Annotated in this window: 18 protein-coding genes; 5 read left to right on the top strand and 13 right to left on the bottom strand. The window is 43.6% G+C overall.

Features of this window, described 5'->3' with window-relative positions; translation table 11 throughout:
* Positions 1–7 precede the first annotated feature (7 nt).
* From AC0YN6_RS01990 to lepB, 5 genes are all read right to left on the bottom strand, one after another.
* Entirely contained in the window at positions 8–202 is a 195-nt protein-coding gene (locus tag AC0YN6_RS01990) for a hypothetical protein (RefSeq protein WP_475744718.1), read from the bottom strand.
* A gap of 347 nt (positions 203–549) precedes the next feature.
* Positions 550–3,579, bottom strand: a complete 3,030-nt coding sequence (locus AC0YN6_RS01985; RefSeq protein WP_475744716.1) for an efflux RND transporter permease subunit — start codon at positions 3,577–3,579, stop codon at positions 550–552.
* Positions 3,580–3,603: 24 nt separating this feature from the next.
* Complete coding sequence (locus AC0YN6_RS01980) at positions 3,604–4,293, bottom strand: response regulator transcription factor (RefSeq protein WP_475744714.1); 690 nt, start codon at positions 4,291–4,293, stop codon at positions 3,604–3,606.
* Positions 4,271–5,749 carry a sensor histidine kinase gene (locus AC0YN6_RS01975; protein WP_475744712.1) on the bottom strand — a complete coding sequence of 493 codons (1,479 nt, stop codon included), beginning with the start codon at positions 5,747–5,749 and terminating at the stop codon, positions 4,271–4,273. Before AC0YN6_RS01975 ends, AC0YN6_RS01980 begins: the two co-directional genes overlap by 23 nt.
* A 154-nt stretch (positions 5,750–5,903) precedes the next feature.
* A complete protein-coding gene (lepB, locus tag AC0YN6_RS01970) occupies positions 5,904–6,449 on the bottom strand; it encodes a signal peptidase I (protein ID WP_475744711.1) in 546 nt (181 codons plus the stop codon).
* Between the two features lie 164 nt (positions 6,450–6,613).
* Between lepB and AC0YN6_RS01965 the strand changes: the two genes are divergently transcribed.
* Together AC0YN6_RS01965 and AC0YN6_RS01960 are read left to right on the top strand one after the other, a co-directional pair.
* Positions 6,614–7,819, top strand: coding sequence for an MFS transporter (locus AC0YN6_RS01965; protein ID WP_475744710.1), 1,206 nt, complete (start codon positions 6,614–6,616; stop codon positions 7,817–7,819).
* Entirely contained in the window at positions 7,816–8,448 is a 633-nt protein-coding gene (locus tag AC0YN6_RS01960) for an HAD family hydrolase (RefSeq protein ID WP_475744709.1), read from the top strand. Before AC0YN6_RS01965 ends, AC0YN6_RS01960 begins: the two co-directional genes overlap by 4 nt.
* On the opposite strand, the gene AC0YN6_RS01955 is transcribed toward AC0YN6_RS01960, so the two are convergent.
* Positions 8,389–10,149, bottom strand: coding sequence for an ATP-binding cassette domain-containing protein (locus AC0YN6_RS01955; protein ID WP_475744708.1), 1,761 nt, complete (start codon positions 10,147–10,149; stop codon positions 8,389–8,391). The genes AC0YN6_RS01960 and AC0YN6_RS01955 overlap by 60 nt on opposite strands.
* The gene (locus tag AC0YN6_RS01950; protein ID WP_475744707.1) at positions 10,139–10,990 is read right to left on the bottom strand and encodes an ATP-binding cassette domain-containing protein; all 852 of its coding nucleotides are present in this window, start codon (positions 10,988–10,990) and stop codon (positions 10,139–10,141) included. The genes AC0YN6_RS01955 and AC0YN6_RS01950 overlap by 11 nt, the downstream gene beginning before the upstream one ends.
* 122 nt (positions 10,991–11,112) lie before the next feature.
* Between AC0YN6_RS01950 and AC0YN6_RS01945 the strand changes: the two genes are divergently transcribed.
* Positions 11,113–11,727: a biotin transporter BioY gene (locus tag AC0YN6_RS01945; RefSeq protein ID WP_475744705.1), complete on the top strand. Its 615-nt coding sequence runs from the start codon at positions 11,113–11,115 to the stop codon at positions 11,725–11,727.
* A 100-nt stretch (positions 11,728–11,827) separates the two neighbouring features.
* Here AC0YN6_RS01945 and AC0YN6_RS01940 read toward each other — a convergent pair whose 3' ends face one another.
* From AC0YN6_RS01940 to miaB, 4 genes are all read right to left on the bottom strand, one after another.
* On the bottom strand, positions 11,828–12,904 hold the full coding sequence (locus tag AC0YN6_RS01940) for an anti-sigma factor (RefSeq protein ID WP_475744703.1): 1,077 nt from the start codon (positions 12,902–12,904) through the stop codon (positions 11,828–11,830).
* A complete protein-coding gene (locus tag AC0YN6_RS01935; RefSeq protein ID WP_475744702.1) occupies positions 12,888–13,403 on the bottom strand; it encodes a sigma-70 family RNA polymerase sigma factor in 516 nt (171 codons plus the stop codon). Before AC0YN6_RS01935 ends, AC0YN6_RS01940 begins: the two co-directional genes overlap by 17 nt.
* 143 nt (positions 13,404–13,546) lie before the next feature.
* Positions 13,547–14,041 carry a YlbF/YmcA family competence regulator gene (locus AC0YN6_RS01930; RefSeq protein ID WP_475744701.1) on the bottom strand — a complete coding sequence of 165 codons (495 nt, stop codon included), beginning with the start codon at positions 14,039–14,041 and terminating at the stop codon, positions 13,547–13,549.
* Positions 14,042–14,064: 23 nt separating this feature from the next.
* On the bottom strand, positions 14,065–15,657 hold the full coding sequence (gene miaB, locus AC0YN6_RS01925) for a tRNA (N6-isopentenyl adenosine(37)-C2)-methylthiotransferase MiaB (protein WP_475744699.1): 1,593 nt from the start codon (positions 15,655–15,657) through the stop codon (positions 14,065–14,067).
* Between the two features lie 240 nt (positions 15,658–15,897).
* On the opposite strand from miaB, the gene AC0YN6_RS01920 reads away from it, so the two are divergent.
* Positions 15,898–16,452, top strand: a complete 555-nt coding sequence (locus AC0YN6_RS01920) for a DUF4386 domain-containing protein (protein ID WP_475745507.1) — start codon at positions 15,898–15,900, stop codon at positions 16,450–16,452.
* A 22-nt stretch (positions 16,453–16,474) separates the two neighbouring features.
* On the opposite strand, the gene AC0YN6_RS01915 is transcribed toward AC0YN6_RS01920, so the two are convergent.
* Positions 16,475–17,053 carry a Crp/Fnr family transcriptional regulator gene (locus tag AC0YN6_RS01915; RefSeq protein WP_475744698.1) on the bottom strand — a complete coding sequence of 193 codons (579 nt, stop codon included), beginning with the start codon at positions 17,051–17,053 and terminating at the stop codon, positions 16,475–16,477.
* Positions 17,054–17,104: 51 nt separating this feature from the next.
* Between AC0YN6_RS01915 and AC0YN6_RS01910 the strand changes: the two genes are divergently transcribed.
* Positions 17,105–17,398 (top strand): hypothetical protein, encoded by a 294-nt coding sequence (locus AC0YN6_RS01910; protein WP_475744697.1) that lies wholly within the window; start codon positions 17,105–17,107, stop codon positions 17,396–17,398.
* Between the two features lie 76 nt (positions 17,399–17,474).
* On the opposite strand, the gene AC0YN6_RS01905 is transcribed toward AC0YN6_RS01910, so the two are convergent.
* Positions 17,475–18,083 (bottom strand): TetR/AcrR family transcriptional regulator, encoded by a 609-nt coding sequence (locus tag AC0YN6_RS01905; RefSeq protein WP_475744695.1) that lies wholly within the window; start codon positions 18,081–18,083, stop codon positions 17,475–17,477.
* Positions 18,084–18,101: the final 18 nt, after the last annotated feature.

The raw sequence follows: 18,101 nt of genomic DNA, 5'->3' as shown, positions 1-18,101 counted from the left end.
CTTCTATTTATATGCTCATCATTGGTGAACTAATGGCAACGGGCACAGCCAGCACATCTAGCGCAACCTCCACACCTCGCACAGCCCCCGCATCTACCACAACCTCCGCATCCGCCACAGCCGCCACAGCCCCCGCATGCACAAAAACCGATACAAAAGCCGATGCAGAAACCAATGCATAACCGTGAATTATTAGGGTCAACCTGGCCTTGACCTGCATTTGGCGTTATACCGCTCGCTTTAAATGCATCCATATTTAGATTTTGAAGATCGTTTTTAAATTCATTCATTTTAGTAGCCTCCGTTGTATGTTCATGTGATTATTATCGGCAATCCCAAAATTAGGAATTTCAAATTCGAACAACCCAAACGAGTTCCATGCCGATAATCGTTCATGACATATACGTATGAAGAAAGCTCCGCTAGTGTTACTAATCCATTCACCTAGTTGACAATTTTAAAGAGTCTAAAGCGAATAAAAAAAGAAGCTGTCTCCAGGTCATCGACCTGTTGACAGCCTCCTTATTCGATCAATTAAGCATGTTCTAGTTAAGCTTCTTTGACAATATTAGTTTTGCGCTTACGGTGTAAAAACTCGTATACGATCGGAACAATAATAAGCGTAAGCAGTGTAGAACTCGTTAATCCGCCAATTACTGTAACCGCCATACCTTTGGAGATCATACCGCCAGATTCAAATCCAAATGCTAGCGGGAGAAGCGCTCCAACCGTTGCAATCGCCGTCATCAAGATTGGGCGAAGACGTGTACCTGCTGCTTCGATTAATGATTCCCTAACAGTAAGACCTTCCTTCTCCTTCTGAATGACACGGTCAACGAGTACAATCGCGTTCGTTACCACTATTCCAATCAACATTAGTGCACCAATCATTGCAGTTACGCTAAGCGTTTCCCCTGCAATAAGCAGAGCTACTAATGCACCGATAACGGTGAAAGGCAATGAGAATAGAATAGCGAAAGGCGTAAGTGCTCCTCCAAATGTAATGACAAGCACCAGATAGACAACAGCAATAGCTGCTAGCATTGCCAGCCCAAGCTGCGTGAACGATTCGTTGATTTGCTCTGATACACCGCCCATATCGATATCGATACCAGCAGGAAGATCAGTCTCATCGATCATCTTCTGTAGATCAGCGGATACCTTACCTATGTCAGCTGCTGTCACATCTGCTGATACTTCAGCATAAATACGGTCATCGCGTCTCGTAATCGTATTAGGTGATTCACCCTCTTCGATCGTGACAACATCTTTCAACGCCACTTCTGTACCTAGCTGTGAAGTCAGCTTAACATTTTCGAGGTCTGATTTATTTGTATAGGTTTTTGACTCAACCTTCACATAAACATTAAATTGCTCGCCATCTACTTCGATTGTCGTTAGAACTGGGCGCTCACGCACTGGACTAAGTGCCATCGCAATTTGTCCCGCTGTTAAGCCGTTTTGGCTAAGCTTCTCTTGATTAGCTACAAGGCGGTACTCCTCATATGTTTCGGACAAGCTTGAATCGATATTTTTCAAATCTTTATGATCGGCAAGCTTCGTCATAAGATCATCTACAATAGGCTGAAGCGACTTCATATCTGGACCAAATACAAGCATGGATACGCCCGATCCGCCTAATCCGCCACCGGTGAAGTCCATCTGCTTCCATTCGCCTTTGCCGCCTAACTCATGCAGAAGCGGGACAACTTTTTCTTTCTCGGCAGTGAAATCTGCAAAATCATCATTATAGCTTAAGTTAAACAACGCTTGCTTTGATGCTCCTGGACTAAATGGATTTTGGCCGCCAACAGCATATTGCACGACCGAAATACCTTCACGTTCCAGTAATTGCTTCTCCGCTTCAAGAGCCATCTTCTCTACGTCTTGACGTGTTTCACCAGGTGCAGGATTATAGGAAACAACCATCATTTTCTCCTCTTCGCCAGCTATGAAGCTGGTACCAATCACTGGGAGGAGGAATAAGCTTCCAATTAACAGAAGAACCGCGAGTCCAAAAGTAACAAACTTATGGTCAAGCGTCCAACGCAGAACCCCTTTATACCATTCAGCCAAACGACCCGGCTTGTCATGATTTGCTTTTCCAGCCTTCAGACCTTTACGGAACATCATATGTGCCAGCATAGGAACAACTGTAATCGCAACAAGAAGTGATGCTAATAGAGCAAATACGATCGTCAATGCAAATGGCAAGAAGATTTCACCGATCATGCCGGACACAAGACCTAGTGGCAGGAACACGGCAATCGTTACGATGGTAGATGCCAAAATTGGCACGAACATTTCCCTCGTAGCGTCAAAAATCAGTTCCTTGCCCTTCATCTTCTCTGTAGGAAGAGCCATTCTTCGATATACATTCTCGATAACGACAATGGAGTCATCGATTACCCGTCCAATTGCTACGGTCATCGCACCAAGCGTCATAATATTCAGTGTAATGTCCATCATGCTCAAAATAAGAAGTGCAATTAGTATGGACAATGGAATTGATACGACAGCAATAATCGTAGAACGAATATCACGCAAGAAAATCATAATGATAATAACAGCGAATAAAGCGCCGATTACCGCTTTGCTAAGCATCGTGTGAACAGAATCCTCGATCGGCTTACCTTGATCTAGTGTTGTCACAAAAGATAAACCTTCGTTTTTGCTTTCAAGCTCTTTAATTTCTGCTTTCACATTGTTAACAACATCAACCGTATTGGAATCGGCTGATTTTATAATGTTAAAACCAATCGCATCTTTGCCGTTTGTGCGCGAGATCGACTCAGCTTTACCAACAATGCTTATATCCGCAACATCGCTAAGCTTTACGCCCGGGACGATTATTAAATTTTTCAAATCATCCTCAGTTGTAATATTTCCGTCGACGACAAGCGCCTTCTCTGTGTTGCCAAATTCATAAATACCTAGCGGTACGGATAAGGCAGAAGCCTGGATAATGCCTTTAACCATATCCTCGGTCAATCCGATTTGTTTCAGCTTATCCGTCTTGAAGGCTAATTCGCCTTCTTTTACGTTTTGACCGGATATTTGAATACTCGCTACGCCTTCGATACCTTGAAAGCGGGGTAAAACATTATTTTCTACTTCTTTAGTAAGCTGTTCCAAGTTCATCGCATCATTAGCAATACTAAGCGATAGAACAGGGAAAGCATTCATGCTAATACGGGAAACAGATGGGTCCTGTGCTCCATCTGGAAGCTTAAGCTCAGAAAGAATATTTTTCACTTCTGCTTCGGCTTTATCCATATCCGTCTCATATGTATACTCAATAACGACGGAGGAGGCATTCTCATAGGATGTCGAGCTAACGACATTAACGCCCTTCAAATTACGAGTTCTCTGCTCGATCGGCTTCGTAATTTTCTCCATAATCTCTTCAGGCGCAGCGCCAGGTAATACGGTAGTTACACTAACGATTGGCACCGTAATATCAGGCAATGTTTCCATTTTCATATTCATTCCAGAATAAAGACCGGCAAACAAAACAAGCAAAGTCAAAATCCATAGTGCAAATTTGTTATTCAGTGAAAAACGGATAATGCTCTTCAATCTCTTCCACTCCTCATCTTCTTTCTATACTTTAAAACGATAGCCAACTCCCCAAATAGTCTCTATATATTGAGGTTTTGATGGATCATGCTCAATTTTCTCGCGCAGCCTCCGAATATGAACCGTCACCGTAGCTGCGTCACCGTTTGAATCAAGTCCCCATATCCTCTCGAACAGCTCTTCTTTCTCAAAAACACGATTGGGATGTGCTGCAAGCAGCAGCAACAACTCATATTCCTTTGAGGTCAGCAAAGCTTCTTGCTCGTGTATCATGACTCTTCGGGACGGCTTATCGATAAACAAACCACGAATGCGTATTTGATCACTTCGCTCCCCTTTATCAGCTGTCAATCGCTCATAACGAGCCAAATGCGCTTTTACCCGTGCAACTAGCTCGCTTGGACTGAAGGGCTTGGTCATATAGTCGTCAGCACCTAGGCCCAGACCTCTTATTTTATCGATATCTTCCTTCTTGGCTGTCACCATAAGTACAGGAATATTGATCTTCTGTCTGATCTGCCGACAAATCTCAAAGCCGTCAACTTTAGGCAGCATTACATCCAAAATAATCAGATCATACTTCCCTTCAAGAGCCTTCGCCAGCCCAATATCCCCCCTCCCTTCAATGTGCACCGTAAAGCCGTAACTTTCCAAATAATCACGTTCTAGCTCGGCAATGGCTTTCTCATCTTCAATGATTAGTATGCTCTTCATGACCACTCACCGTTTTGGCGGATACAGCCTTAGGAAGCTTTAGACAGAACCGAGCACCGCCATGTTCTGCATTCTCAGCCCACACTGTACCGCCATGCCCTTCAATAATTTGTTTGACGATCGCAAGTCCGAGCCCGCTCCCGCCGGTTTCTAGGTTGCGTGATTGTTCCGCACGATAGAAACGATCGAAAATAAATGGCAAATCAACCTCTTCAATACCAGGACCCGTGTCTTCAATTTCGATTAGAGCGTATTGCTCCTGTTCCTTCAATTTGACAACGATTTGATGTTTGTCTAGGCTGGATTGCTGTCCCATATATTTGACGCAATTATTTAATATGTTGGTGAGTACCCGGCTGAGTTTGTCAGGGTCAGCTGCAATCATGAGCGTTTCTGCTCCTTGCTCGATATACAGCAATGCTACCCTTGATTTCTCCAGATCAAATCGCTGCTCATCCAAAAAATACTCCAAATAACGATTGATATCCATGACTTTAAAATCAAATGCTACCGTCTGGAGATCAAGCTTAGAAAACAAGAAGAGTTCGTCAATTAATTGGTCCATATCTGTTGCTTTGCGATAGATTGTCTCCATATAACGCTTCCGCTTCTCATCCGTGTTAGCAATTCCATCCATGATCCCTTCAATATAGCCTTTAATTGCTGATATTGGTGTTTTCAAATCGTGCGAGATATGAGAAAGCAGCATCTTACGATTTTCTTCAAGTTGCAAGCTTTGATCGATCGACTGCTTTAGTCTCACCCTCATTTCCTCAAAAGCGATGCTAAGCTGTCCAATTTCACCCTTTGTCGTCGCTTCTACCTTATGCGTCAAATCCCCATCTTTAATTTGAAGCGCTGCTGCTTCCAGCTTCTTAATGGGACGAATAATGCTTCGTGAAACAAAGTAAGTAAGCAATAAGCTCGTTAATCCAATAAAGGCTAAGCTAAATGTCGTACCGACGGGTCTCCAATAAATAGGAACCGTGTCATTACGTCTAAACAGTACCGCCCGGCCAGCGGCTCCATCTGGATAACTAAAATCAACAGTGCTCGTTTCGAAGCGAAATGAGTTAAACGCGACTTTCGCTGGCGGCTCATCTAATAATTGCTGCCAATTGGCATGTTCTGCAGATTGCTTTAAGAAAGGCGAGATCGAAGTTATTTCACCATTCCTTGATATTAGCAGCCCCGCCCATAGCTCCCCCAGCTTATCCTGAATTTCGGCCACATACTCCTTCTTCTCGAGCTCGCCAGAATCATTATGCAGAACATATGACAATTCGCCATATACGAGTGCTTGAAGATAAGGCTCTCTGTTCTCATTTTCGTAATACTGACGAACGTCTTCGACTCCTAGCGCATGAAAAATAAAGATCATAAAAGCACTCATTAATATGATCGGTACAAAAATCATCGCCAAGTACGACATATACAGCTTCACTCGAATAGACAATTTCGTTCACGCCTCGCTGCTGCTATATTGTTGACTCTATATTTTATCATAAAGGCAATTTCTAAACGAATTTATAACCAATTCTTACAAAAGTATTACGTTTGATGAAAGTATGCGACATTTATTTAATGCCATTTCTAATTAATAACATTAACTATTCAGTGCTTAGCGTACCAAACTCAGTCAACGGCCATATCCGAAATACAGCTTTCCCTTCAATACTGGATCTAGCGATCGGACCAATCTCGCGGCTATCCATGCTATGCTCGCGATTGTCACCCATAACGAACAGCTGCCCTTCTTCCACTTTAAACGGGTTGGTCACAATGCCAGCGACGGTTTGTCCTTTAACATACTGCTCATCGATTTTTTGACCGTTTAAATACACTTCCCCATCCTTGATATCAATGACATCGCCTGGCAAACCAATAACACGTTTAATTAAACGCAATTCGCTCTCTGGTCCTTTAATAATAACAATATCGCCGTGACGCGGTTCATGAAGCCGATATGACCATTTGTCCTCGATTAACCGCTGACCTGCAACAAGTGTATTTTGCATGGAAACATTATGTACCTCTGATTGTGCATAGACATAGTTCTGGAACAATAGTGCAACAACTATCGCAATGCCAAATGAGACTACCCATTCTCTTACTTCTTTGATCCATCGTTTTGCTTGATGTTGTTCGGTTTGCATCAGCATACACCTCTTTATTTATTTGGTTGATACTGGTAAAAAATTATATTCCATGCTTAATACGCTTTTATTTGAATAAAGTTTTCAAAATAACGCTGAAAATAGTCAGTGACAACAGAACTAATCATGCGATAAAGTGAGACCAAGAGGAGGCTTCAACATCAATGAATCAGATTTCCGGGGCACAACGCTTACTTTTTACGACTATTACCATTTTATATTGGACTTCTATGTACGTATACGTTCCTACCTTATCTCCTTTCCTTAGTGATCGAGGATTATCCTTGCCTTTTATCGGAATCGTACTTGGCAGCTATGGTTTCGTTCAAATGTTCGTAAGATTTCCGCTTGGCATATTGTCGGATCGCTTCGGGAAACGCAAGCCGTTTATCCTGCTAGGCATGCTGACCGCTTGTTTAAGCTGCCTGCTGTTTCTTATTCCAGATTCATGGGTTTGGCCGCTTGCTGGCAGACTTATGGCGGGCGTTTGCGCTTCTACATGGGTTGCGTTCACTGTGATGTACGCTAGTTTTTTTGGAGCTGGACAGACAAGCAAAGCAATGGGAAATATCAGTGTAATGACAGTATCTGGACAAATGATTGGCATGCTATTCAGCGGCTGGCTTACTGACGGATTAAGTGCTAATGCTCCTTTTATTGTAGGTGCTGGCATTGCCCTCCTTGGGCTGCTGCTTGCATTCATGCTGAAAGAGCCTAACGCGGTGCAGAAGGATCAGCCGGGTATGTCCTTTGCGATGATCAAAAATGTTATGCGTACAAAAACATTGCTGCAGGTTTCTCTGCTCTCCGTACTTGCTCATGGCATCCTCTTTATAACCATGTTCGGATTTACACCGCTTAAAGCAGAAGAAATGGGAGCGGACGGACTTAAGCTGACTTTGCTCGTTCTCGCTTTTATGCTCCCTCATGCTTTTGCCTCACTCGTCACAGCAAGATGGTTTACTCCTAAATTCGGTTATTGGGGAACGATTGGAGCTGGCTTTATTTTGAGCACGATTTGTACGGCGGCAATGGTGTTTGCGAATTCGTTCGGCTTTCTTGTTGTCACTCAAGCGGTTAATGGTTTTGCGCAAGGATTGCATTTGCCGCTTCTGCTCGGCCTTGCTATCCGTGATGTTGAACTTCCTGGCCGCGCTACAGCCATGGGCTTGTATCAAGCCTTATATGCCATTGGCATGTTCTCAGGACCGTTCTTAGCTGGCTGGTTGAATGAAAGCTGGGGCTTGAACGGCGGGTTCGTGTTTGGATCGATGCTTGGTGCTTTGGCATTCGCGCTTGTAATCGTTTGGGCTAAGCGTGAATCTACGGTCGTATCTCACAAGAATCGTACTGAAGAGGTGAGCGGGTGATAAAACCTCAGCTTGTACTCGATATCGGTGGCGTTCTTGCGACGAACCTATCGCCCCTTCTGTGGCAGCTGCTTGCTGCTGAAGCGACCATCTCTGAAGAAAAACTTTATTCTGAATATAAGCAGCATATTAGTAATCATCTCTGGACGGGTCATTTAACGGAAGAGCAATTCTGGAATTGGGTGCTGGCATACACGCCCTCGCTCAGTCAAGATCGAGCCAAAACCTATATTGCGAGCAGTTTGCAGCCGCTTCCTGCGTTGGCGGAGATCGCTAATTGGAGTGAAATCGCTCATATTCATCTGTTAAGCAACCATCTGCCGGCTTGGGTTGCCCCCATTGTTAAACCGATCCAACCTTATTTGAAGAGCATTACGATCTCAAGTGAAGCAGCGTCAAAAAAACCTCATCCGGCTATTTACAACAAAGTAACTGAACATCTAACGCCAGACTCCCTTGTATTATTCGTTGACGATCAGTCAAAAAACTTAAAACAAGCAGCGATGCTTGGATGGCAAACGCTGCTTGCTGATGAAGATGGATTATGGATTTCACAGGTGCTCCCGCTTTTACAGCAAGAAAGAAGCGAGAAACAGGAGTACACCTGTCGTTCCAGCAATACTGAATAGACAAGCATCCGCTCGGGTGAAACGAAGGCGAAAGCTGTATGTTGGCTTTCGCTTCGTATATCCAAATCCGCGTGCTTCCAGTGCATCCGCCATTTGCTCCGCTAAACGAAGAATCGAACGCACATAAGGAATCATAATAGGAAGCAGTCTGTTGAACGGCACTGTTTTTAGAGGCGAAACAGCCTTCCCTCTCGCATGTGACAGCTTCGCAAACCGCTCCCACTCCCCTGTTAACAATGGAATAAACCGAAAAATAAGCGTTACGATAATTGCAAATGAATGAATCGGCACTTTTGCCCGCTCGAGAAAGCCAAACGTCTGCTCAATGGATCGCTGCAGCCTTATAGGTGTCATTAGCTTGAGCATCGGCATACCTAAGAGCATAATTAGCATCAGTTTTCCGAGCCTTATCGCAATTGGCCAAACCTTCTCCAATTCGAAGGAGAGCGGCGAAAAGCCTATTCCTCCTATCATGCAAAAAATGATAATCATAATTCCATACGCGCGAATAACTCTTCTCCAAGGCCATATAATTGTACGAAAAGGCATTAACAGCAAAAGTGTTGCTATTGCGGCGATTGACAGCTCTAATGCTGTTTTTTGTGAAAAAATGCTTGCTGCTAGAAATAAATAAACGAGCACAAGTGCACGCGGATCAAAGAAATCTGAACGGAGCAGCTTCGGTTCTCTAACTGCTGCTGTTGCTGTAGAGCTAATTTTCTTTTTGATGTCCGATGCTTGTTCATCTTCTCTCGGAATGCGTTGCAGGCTGTGAAATGGTACGTTACTGCTTTCAGCTCCGTTATGCATGCCATCAGCTTCAGCTTCCCTAACACTAGCTCGGTTCTTCAGCTCCAATGTGATCGCCGCTGCAACCTCATGCGGCGCTGGCCACGGCGCCCCGTCTTCTCGCGCCGACAACTGCTCCAGCGGCATAGCCGCTTCAATGCGCAGCGCATCCAGCACGCGCAGCGCCTGCGGCGCAGCGGCGGCATGCTCGGTCGCCGCCGCTTTTGCCGCTGCGCGAACTGTGCCGCCGCTGACCACGGCGACCGCGTCCGCCAGCGGCAGCAGCGCGTCGAGGTCGTGCGTTGCCACGACCACTCCGCGCCCCGCCGCCCTGTGCGCTTCAAGCACCGCGCACAAGCGGCGAATACCGCCAGTGTCGAGCCCCGCTGTCGGCTCATCCAGCAGCAGCCAATCCGGCTCACACGCCAGCAAGCAGGCGAGCGACAGCCGTCGCTGCTGACCGCCGCTGAGCGTCCAAGGGTCACGCTCCAGCATCTGCTCAGGTAATCCTGCCTTCGCAAGCGCCTGCTCAATTCTCATCTTCATACTTATAGAATCCAATTGATAAGGCTTAAGAGAATACTCTAGTTCCTCCCTGACACTAGAGGCAAACCACTGCGACTCAGCACTTTGCATCGCTATGCCAAGCTTTAGCAGCACCTCTTTGTTTAGCCTGCTTTTACTGTTTTTTTCTACCCAGAGCGAATCACTTCCAAGCGAAATACTTCCTCCTGCGATCGAACGAATGCCTGCCATCGTCTCGAGCAGCGTCGACTTTCCAGCTCCGTTCCGTCCGATCAATAGCGTGATTTCTCCTGCCTTGAAGGTCATATGAACATCTCTCAGCAGTTGTTTCTTATTTGTGCCCTCAGCGATAACACTAACGCCGCTTAGCTGCCAATCAGCGTGCATATCGGTTCACCGCCTCTGCCAGCATACTAGCTGTAAATGGAAAAGGAACAAGCTTAACACCTTGTTCCTCCAACTCCCATGCAACCTGCGCGGAATAAGGAGCTTCCAAACCAAGCTGCTCACAAAAACTGTCCTGCGCTCCTGCGGAAGACCTTGCGAACCATGCATCAGTACCTCCGTCATACACAATTGAGCCAGAATTCATCGCTATGATCCGATCGTCCGCTCGCAGCTCTTCCAGCTTCTGCGTAATCCAGAGAACCGTGATTCCCGATTGCTGAACAATTCTAGCTTGCTCCAGAACAGAGCTCGCTGCCTCGGGGTCCAGCATAGCTGTCACCTCGTCAAGAACGAGCAGCGGCGCTTTCAATGCCAAACACCCGGCTATAGCAACCAGCTGCTTCTGTCCGCCGGACAAAGATTCTATCGGCTGATGTAGATGCTCACTCAAACCTACACTACTAAGCGCATATTCAGCTTCAAATTGAATAGTTGCAGCTTCCTGCTCATTTTGCTCAAGCATAATAATAAGATCTTCCAATGGCGTTGCTCCAATCATCGCTGCATCCGGCTGCTGCATAACAATCGGAATAGGCTTGCCATTTGCGGCTGTCTGCATGTTCCGTATGACTTGTCCGGTGCATCCAGCTACTCGAAATCCTGCGGCAACTTTTGCAACTGTGCTTTTCCCGCTTCCGTTGCAGCCTAGCAGCGAGATCCATTCCCCTTTATGTATGGCAATAGAAACATCTTTAATGATTGGCTCCCGTTTTTGTCCTTCTCTCAAAGCTGGCGGTGTAACCGTTACATGCTTCAATTCTACCTGATAGATATGATTCAAAAAATTTCACCTAACCTCTTCCCCAAAACGATTCGCTATGCTACAATTCGGTTTGTTAACCTTGTTAAAATATATATGGTTAACATTAAAATCGCAAGTACATAAAGGAGACATGCTACACTATGCAAACCAATAACATTCGATCGCTCGTTTTCATTGCCTTATTCGCAGCTTTATTTATCGTTATGAGCACTTTGACGATTAAGTTAGGGGGCTCGTTCGTCCCCATAACGCTTCAGACTCTAGCTGTTATATTATCAGGGTTGTTTCTGACGCCGCGCAATGCCTTCCTAAGCATATTCATCGTTATCGTACTTGCAGCCATTGGTTTACCGTTATTCAGCGGACAAGGCGGTATTGCTCATCTAACAGGACATACTGGCGGCTTTATATTCGCCTTCCCGTTCTGTGCACTTTTAGTCAGCCTAGCCGTAGGAGCTTACCTGCGCAGCTCTAGTTCCAAAAGCAACAAAGCCGCGGCTTTTATCGTCTTTTTCATTATATTTGAGCTATTTAGCTCGCTCAGCGCCTATGTTACAGGCATTCCTTGGATGATGTATATTTTGGACTTTTCGTTTCAGAAAGCGCTGGTGGCTGGATTTTACCCATTTATCATTGGTGATGCGCTCAAATCACTCGCTGGCACCATTCTTGCTGTCTCCTTAACACCTTACATCGTCCACATTCGCTCGTCAACTAGCAGCCGCAGCGAGGAAAAAGCTTCATTTAACAACTAATTTTATTAAATTTCAAAAAACCGTTATATCCGATTATGCAAACTAAATCGGGTATAACGGTTTTTATTTACTTCTCAATGCATCACGCTTAATTAATATATCAGTTCCACAAACGAACCTCACCGAGACTAATCTGCTTCACGAAGGAGGCTTCACGCAATTTCAGAAGTTCCTTAGATGGTCCCGTAATAACTACACCATAAATACGTATTCCATTTTCTTGCACGTAGGCGAGAGATTCACTTATCTTTTTAGTAGACACGATCGATCTCGTTATCGATTTATACTTCAGTAGCAGCTCAAGTGTTTCTATGAAGTTATCTGTAGTTAATTGTCCACCTTGGTGATGGTATAAGGAGTATGCAGGATAACCGATTGGCTCTCTTACAGCCGATTCGTCAACTCCCGCTCGCTGTTGACCCGTATCTACCGTATGCCACACTATTTTCAGGTTTGTTCCGCTGAATAGCTCATCTACTTGTTCCGGTTTATAATACTGATCCAAAGAAACATACATCTCCGCTACGGTACCTTCAGGAAGCTTCTCTAATCTAGACCAATCCGAGTCGTTCGAATGAGAAGCAGTTGCTACCGGCAAATAAAAGTTTCGGTTTCCTTGTGATTGCGTTTCTAAATACGTATCCGTTTGAGGCCCTATCCACTGATTAAGCCGAAACGTTCGAGAATAAGTCCCTACAACTTCATTATCGTTGCCGATTTGTTTGCGTGTAGTACCAAAAAATTTCATACTTAATATATTTATTGGTTTACTGCTTAATGAAACCTCAACGTTCGGCCTGGTCACGGCTACCGCTGACCTAATGACATCTCTATAAATGTCTTGCCGCATCGGATCGCCTGTTTGATAAAATAAAGAAGTAAGTCCGGAATTTATTATCGATAATAACAGCAGCATGCCAAATACCGTGCCCACGCTCCAGTAACCAACTCGCCGCTTCCCTTTCTTCATGAGCTGCTTTGCCTTTTTCGGATTAAGCTCTACTCTGCGCTTGTCTTGTGATGATCTCGACTCACCGCTGCCGCCTTGCAGCGCCTCATCCAAATACTGCTGATAAACCTCGAGTTTAGCAATATCTTGCTCTATCTCCGCCCGCTCCTCAGCAGACAGCTTATCCTCCGCATAATCCTTCAATTTCTGTTTAAAGTGATCTGTCATGCTCGGCCCCCTCTGCTAGCTGCTGACGAAGCGTCTGCCTCGCCCGAAACAACAGTACCTTATAATACGACAATCCGATTCCCATAATATCCGCTGCTTCCTGATAGGAAAGCTCATGGTAATCATGCAGCAGCCACGCTTGCTTATGCTTGTCAGGCAGTTTTTCTACCACTCTCCCAACCTCACTAAACTGCTCCGCTCTAACGATAACCATTTCTGGTGTCATTTGATCAGCAATTGCTCCAAAAAAAGCAGCATCTCTAGGTTTAGCGCGATTTTCCTTCCTTTTATAATCGATAAGAGCATGATGAGCAACTCGAAACAGCCAGGGCTTTACTTTCTCACCTTCATAGCTATCCAGATGTAAATACGCACGATAAAACGTTTCTTGGACAATATCTTCGGCAATATAGCTGTCTTGGCAGAGAAACATTAAATAACGGTACACATCTTTCATATAAAACATATACAACTCATCAATATTATTCGGCTCTGCCACCTCCTACCTTCACCGAACGATCTAACAGCAGCTTGTTGCCCTATACACGTTTGAGATTGGAAAAAGTTACAATTAATTCAAAAAAACCGTATACCATATCCCCATTAGGAGCTGTATGGTATACGGCATATAACATAAAATATTTAGTCGCTGCATTCTTCAGGAGCTGGTTCTGAAGCATTCTCCACATTGATCTTCTCAGATACCGTATCGCGAATGATAGAAATAACGAGCTGCAGTAAGTAATTAATGTCGGATTGGCTTTGTTGGAACTGGGTTACGATAGGAATACCATCAAGCTCATCCTGAAGCACTTCCATTTCGCCTTCAATTTTTTTAACCATATCTGCATTTTTGAAAGTCGTCTCGAATGCGACAACTTCCTTTTGTTTCTTCTTGATTTTGGAAATCAATTGCTGAACCCGCTCATTGCCATTAATTTGCAGCTCAGCGCGGCGATAATCCTGGACTTCTACTGACGTGAAAATCAGATTCGCTAGTTCTTTTGCTTTATTCGAAATATCATCGCGAACGATGAGATCACGTGTATTGAAACTCGGAATTCCACAGCCTTCTCCATGCTCATGATTATGATCGCATTGCTCTGCTTGATTTTCTGCTGTGTGTTGCTCTGACATTTGTCATCTCTCCTGTTTTCCCGTTAGCTAACGGCTTCTTGTGCATCTTGTTCAATACATTCGGCTTTAATATACCAAGTCTGAGCTTCGGTTACCTTCGCCATTACAAACTGACCAATCCATTCCTTTGGACCTTCCAAATGAACGAGTTTATTCGTACGAGTCCGCCCAGAAAGGACATTTTCATTGTTTTTGCTTTCGCCTTCAATGAGAACTTCGACAATTTGACCGCGAAGCTGTTCATTCTTTTCTCTCGCATTTGCAGCAAGCTGAGCATTTAGACGCTGTAGACGAGCCTTCTTCACCTCTAGCGGAACATTATCTTCCATAATAGCTGCAGGTGTACCCTCACGCGGAGAGTAGAGGAACGTATACGCGGAATCGAAACCAACTTCTTTTACAAGCGTCATCGTGTCCTCGAACTGCTCATCTGTTTCACCAGGGAAACCGACGATAATATCCGAAGTCAGCATTGCATTAGGAATTGCTTTTTTAATTTTGGAAACAAGCTCCAAATACATCTCACGTGAATACTTGCGGCTCATACGTTTCAATATTTCAGTGCTGCCTGACTGTACGGGCAGATGAATATGCTCGACCAAATTACCGCCTGTTCCGAGCACTTCAATCAAATGATCATCGAAATCACGAGGATGGCTCGTCATAAAGCGAACACGCGGAATATCGATTTTGGACATATCCTGCATCAGATCTCCAAAGCGATAGTTGATATCTTCAAAGTCTTTGCCGTATGCATTTACGTTCTGACCAAGCAATGTAATTTCCTTAAAGCCTCTTCGAGCCAATTCGCGCACTTCCGCAATAACGTCTTCTGGACGTCTGCTGCGCTCTTTGCCCCGTGTATATGGAACGATGCAATAGGTACAGAACTTATCGCACCCGTACATAATATTGACCCAAGCACGCATTCCTTCACGTTTCTTAGGCATATTTTCAATAATATCGCCTTCCTTGGACCATACTTCAACGACCAGCTCTTTACTGAAATAAGCATTTTGCAGCAAATGAGGAAGTCTATGAATGTTGTGCGTTCCAAAGATCATATCTACGAAAGAATGTTTTTGCAAAATACGTCCAACAACCGATTCCTCCTGCGACATACAGCCGCAAACACCTAGCAGCAAATCCGGCTTCTCCGTCTTCAGCGCCTTGAGATGACCAAGCTCGCCAAACACCTTATCTTCTGCATTTTCACGAATTGCGCATGTATTTAACAAGATCACATCAGCAAGACTTCGATCCTCTGTAGCGATATAACCCATTTCTTCGAACATGCCCTTCATTACTTCCGTGTCATGCTCGTTCATTTGGCAGCCGTATGTTTGGATCAAATAAAACTTGCCTATGCCCATCGTTTTCAGTTCATCAGGAATAGTAAAGTCGTAGTGTACCTCAATATCCTCTTTGCCCCGCTTCTTCTCATCCTTGTGATTAGGAGCAGAGTTGAGTTGAATATTGCGACCTTTAATTCGAACCGTAGTTTTGCCATCTTCTTCACTCAAAATTTTTGCATCTGAAAAATCGAAATACTTGGAGTAGTCCTTATCACCTAAGCCAGATTTTAAGTCTGGTGTGTTTTTGGTCTCCTTCGTCATAGGGATTCACTTCCTTTATCTGCAATTTCCATAAACAATTAATTTTATTCATTTAAACATATCAATTTAAAATTATATCATAACACCCACACCTAATCCATCTCATGCAATTCAAAGAATCCATCAATCCAAATAATTTGCATTATTGATTTAAGTCAATGACTCGTTAATAACCTGCGATTACAATGAAATCAAATTGGAACAGGAGGTTTTATTATGGTTGACCTAAAAAAAGAACTGCTGGATCAGCGGAAAATTGCTCTAACTGCGGGCATATCTCTTATTATCATGGCGCTTGCTGGATTATTTTCTTATGGTTTTGTTCATGGAAATCTGGTAGTGCAAGGAGATCCCGGGGCCACAATGAATAATATGATGACGTCAACATTACTTTTCAAAGCCGAAATCTTCGGCTGGCTTATTATCCTGATCTGTGACATCGTGGTCGCCTGGGCTTTCTATATCTTACTTATACCGATTCATAAAAGCATTTCCTTGCTCGGAGCATGCTTCCGTCTTATTTATGCAGCTATATTGGGAATTGCCTTATTAAATTTGGTTTTTGTGATGCACCTCTTGGACAATACAAACGATGCAGCATTATTTACATTCGATCAACTTCAATCGTTCATGATGCTGTTTTTAAAATCTTTTAATACGCTTTGGTCGATTGGCTTAATCATTTTCGGCATCACCTTACTTAATTATGTATTTATTGCGCCAATGACTTTAGGAGAATTGGGATTTGGGATTTGGTTGCTATTCAGTAGAGGGAAAATCTCTACAAAGCTATAAAGGAATAACATCCTTCGTATTATTATTTATTTTGAACCCGCTTCTTAATCCTGCTTAATGATTCTGGGGTAATACCGAGATAACTCGCCAATTGATGTTGCGGTACACGGTCGACTAGATAAGGTCGCTTCACTAATAGTTCTTTAAAACGTTCTTCAGCAGTAGAAGCGATAAATGAAGCGAAATCATCTTGTACTTGACCAAAGTATTCCTCTACCATCTTGCGTGTCATTGATTCCAATTGGGCGTGTTTGTTATACATTTCCTGTTCAGTATCTAGTTCGCCAACGACCAATACGGAGTCTTCTAGACACGTAAACGTATATTCGGATGATTTATCTTGTTTATGATGATTGAAAATCGAAATGGCTTGTTCTTCTGTATAAAAATTGGAGGTAGTCTCTTTGCCCATTTCATTAATCGAATGCTGCCTTATGCATCCCTTCAATACGAAATAACATTTTGTAGGAACATCTCCTTGTCTAAGCAGAGTTGTTCCTTTCTTATATTCCTCAATAAGTATCTCATTAGCGATAGCTTGTTGTTCTTCTTCGTTCAATGAAGTAAATTTAGACATATACTTATACAATATACTTTTCATGTTTGGATCTCCTTTCAGATCGTAGATCGGCGAAACAAAGGAGAGAAAATTATGGTCATACGGTCGGTAAAGGCTTTTATTAATTGGCACAAAAATCCTAATCAAATTCCCGTGAATGAATGGATACGAGACATCGTTGTACACTATGCCGAAATAAAAGATAAAAAACTTATTGGAGAAACATGGACTGTGTTAGTAAAGATAACAAAGCATATTGATAGATCATGGGATACATATGCTGATATCGCTTTTATAGTCGATGAAGCACCTTGGCATTTACTCAAAACAGGTTATAGCTTTAATCTTTGGGCTGGAAAAGATATTGCAACAGTTACTATTGTGTAACTTATTCATCTCAGTGGATATAAAGCAAAAAGACAGCGAAACCCGCTGTCTTTTCTCGTTCCTAATGATTCCTGCATTAATGAAATAAGGGGTCTATGAAAGTCTTACAAAAACGCTCTTGGATTTCCTCACAAGAGTAACCCATGACATAGCGCAAATGTCTGAAAGTATGCGGAGATTGTATCGATATTAAGGAATGAGCAGCATAACTCGGGTCAAGCGGCTCAATCTGCTCTTTATCAATCGCTTCCTGAAGTAATTTGCACAGCTCATTATGCAAATAAAGATAAGGCGGCGATTGAAAAAAATCACCCTTAGGATGTTCATGTTCAATTTTATTAAAGGATTGCATTACGCCAAGCCATTTCGATTCTCTATCGATAAACGCAATAATTTTGCACATGACATTACTTAATCTATCTTGCACGGGCAATTTTGCCGCGTCCATTAAATAGTCGTCGATCTCTTTGATGAAAATATTAAAATTGTCTTTCATCATATCCATGCACAAATCACCTTTGTTTGAATACCGCCGATATAAGGTGCCTTGACCAATGCCAACCGATTTGGCGATTTGATGCATACTGACCGATTCTACCCCATGCTCCGTAAACAAGTGATTAGCTGTATGCAAAATCGCTTTGCTGAGCGCTTGTTTCGTTCTGCTGTTTTCTGGTGCAGTCATCGTTCTCGTCTCCTTTTT

This window comes from Paenibacillus sp. J22P15 (genome assembly GCF_056269345.1).
This window is presented reverse-complemented; position numbering and strand designations above follow the sequence as displayed.

What these genes read in the sequence shown, in the direction of transcription:
- AC0YN6_RS01910 (WP_475744697.1), top strand. Translation starts at nt 17,105, where the DNA reads ATGGTCATACGGTCGGTAAAGGCTTTTATTAATTGGCACAAAAATCCT.
- AC0YN6_RS01955 (WP_475744708.1), bottom strand. Translation starts at nt 10,149, where the DNA reads ATGCACGCTGATTGGCAGCTAAGCGGCGTTAGTGTTATCGCTGAGGGC.
- AC0YN6_RS01945 (WP_475744705.1), top strand. Translation starts at nt 11,113, where the DNA reads ATGCAAACCAATAACATTCGATCGCTCGTTTTCATTGCCTTATTCGCA.
- AC0YN6_RS01915 (WP_475744698.1), bottom strand. Translation starts at nt 17,053, where the DNA reads ATGAAAAGTATATTGTATAAGTATATGTCTAAATTTACTTCATTGAAC.
- AC0YN6_RS01930 (WP_475744701.1), bottom strand. Translation starts at nt 14,041, where the DNA reads ATGTCAGAGCAACACACAGCAGAAAATCAAGCAGAGCAATGCGATCAT.
- lepB (WP_475744711.1), bottom strand. Translation starts at nt 6,449, where the DNA reads ATGCAAACCGAACAACATCAAGCAAAACGATGGATCAAAGAAGTAAGA.
- AC0YN6_RS01940 (WP_475744703.1), bottom strand. Translation starts at nt 12,904, where the DNA reads ATGACAGATCACTTTAAACAGAAATTGAAGGATTATGCGGAGGATAAG.
- AC0YN6_RS01905 (WP_475744695.1), bottom strand. Translation starts at nt 18,083, where the DNA reads ATGACTGCACCAGAAAACAGCAGAACGAAACAAGCGCTCAGCAAAGCG.
- miaB (WP_475744699.1), bottom strand. Translation starts at nt 15,657, where the DNA reads ATGACGAAGGAGACCAAAAACACACCAGACTTAAAATCTGGCTTAGGT.
- AC0YN6_RS01980 (WP_475744714.1), bottom strand. Translation starts at nt 4,293, where the DNA reads ATGAAGAGCATACTAATCATTGAAGATGAGAAAGCCATTGCCGAGCTA.
- AC0YN6_RS01965 (WP_475744710.1), top strand. Translation starts at nt 6,614, where the DNA reads ATGAATCAGATTTCCGGGGCACAACGCTTACTTTTTACGACTATTACC.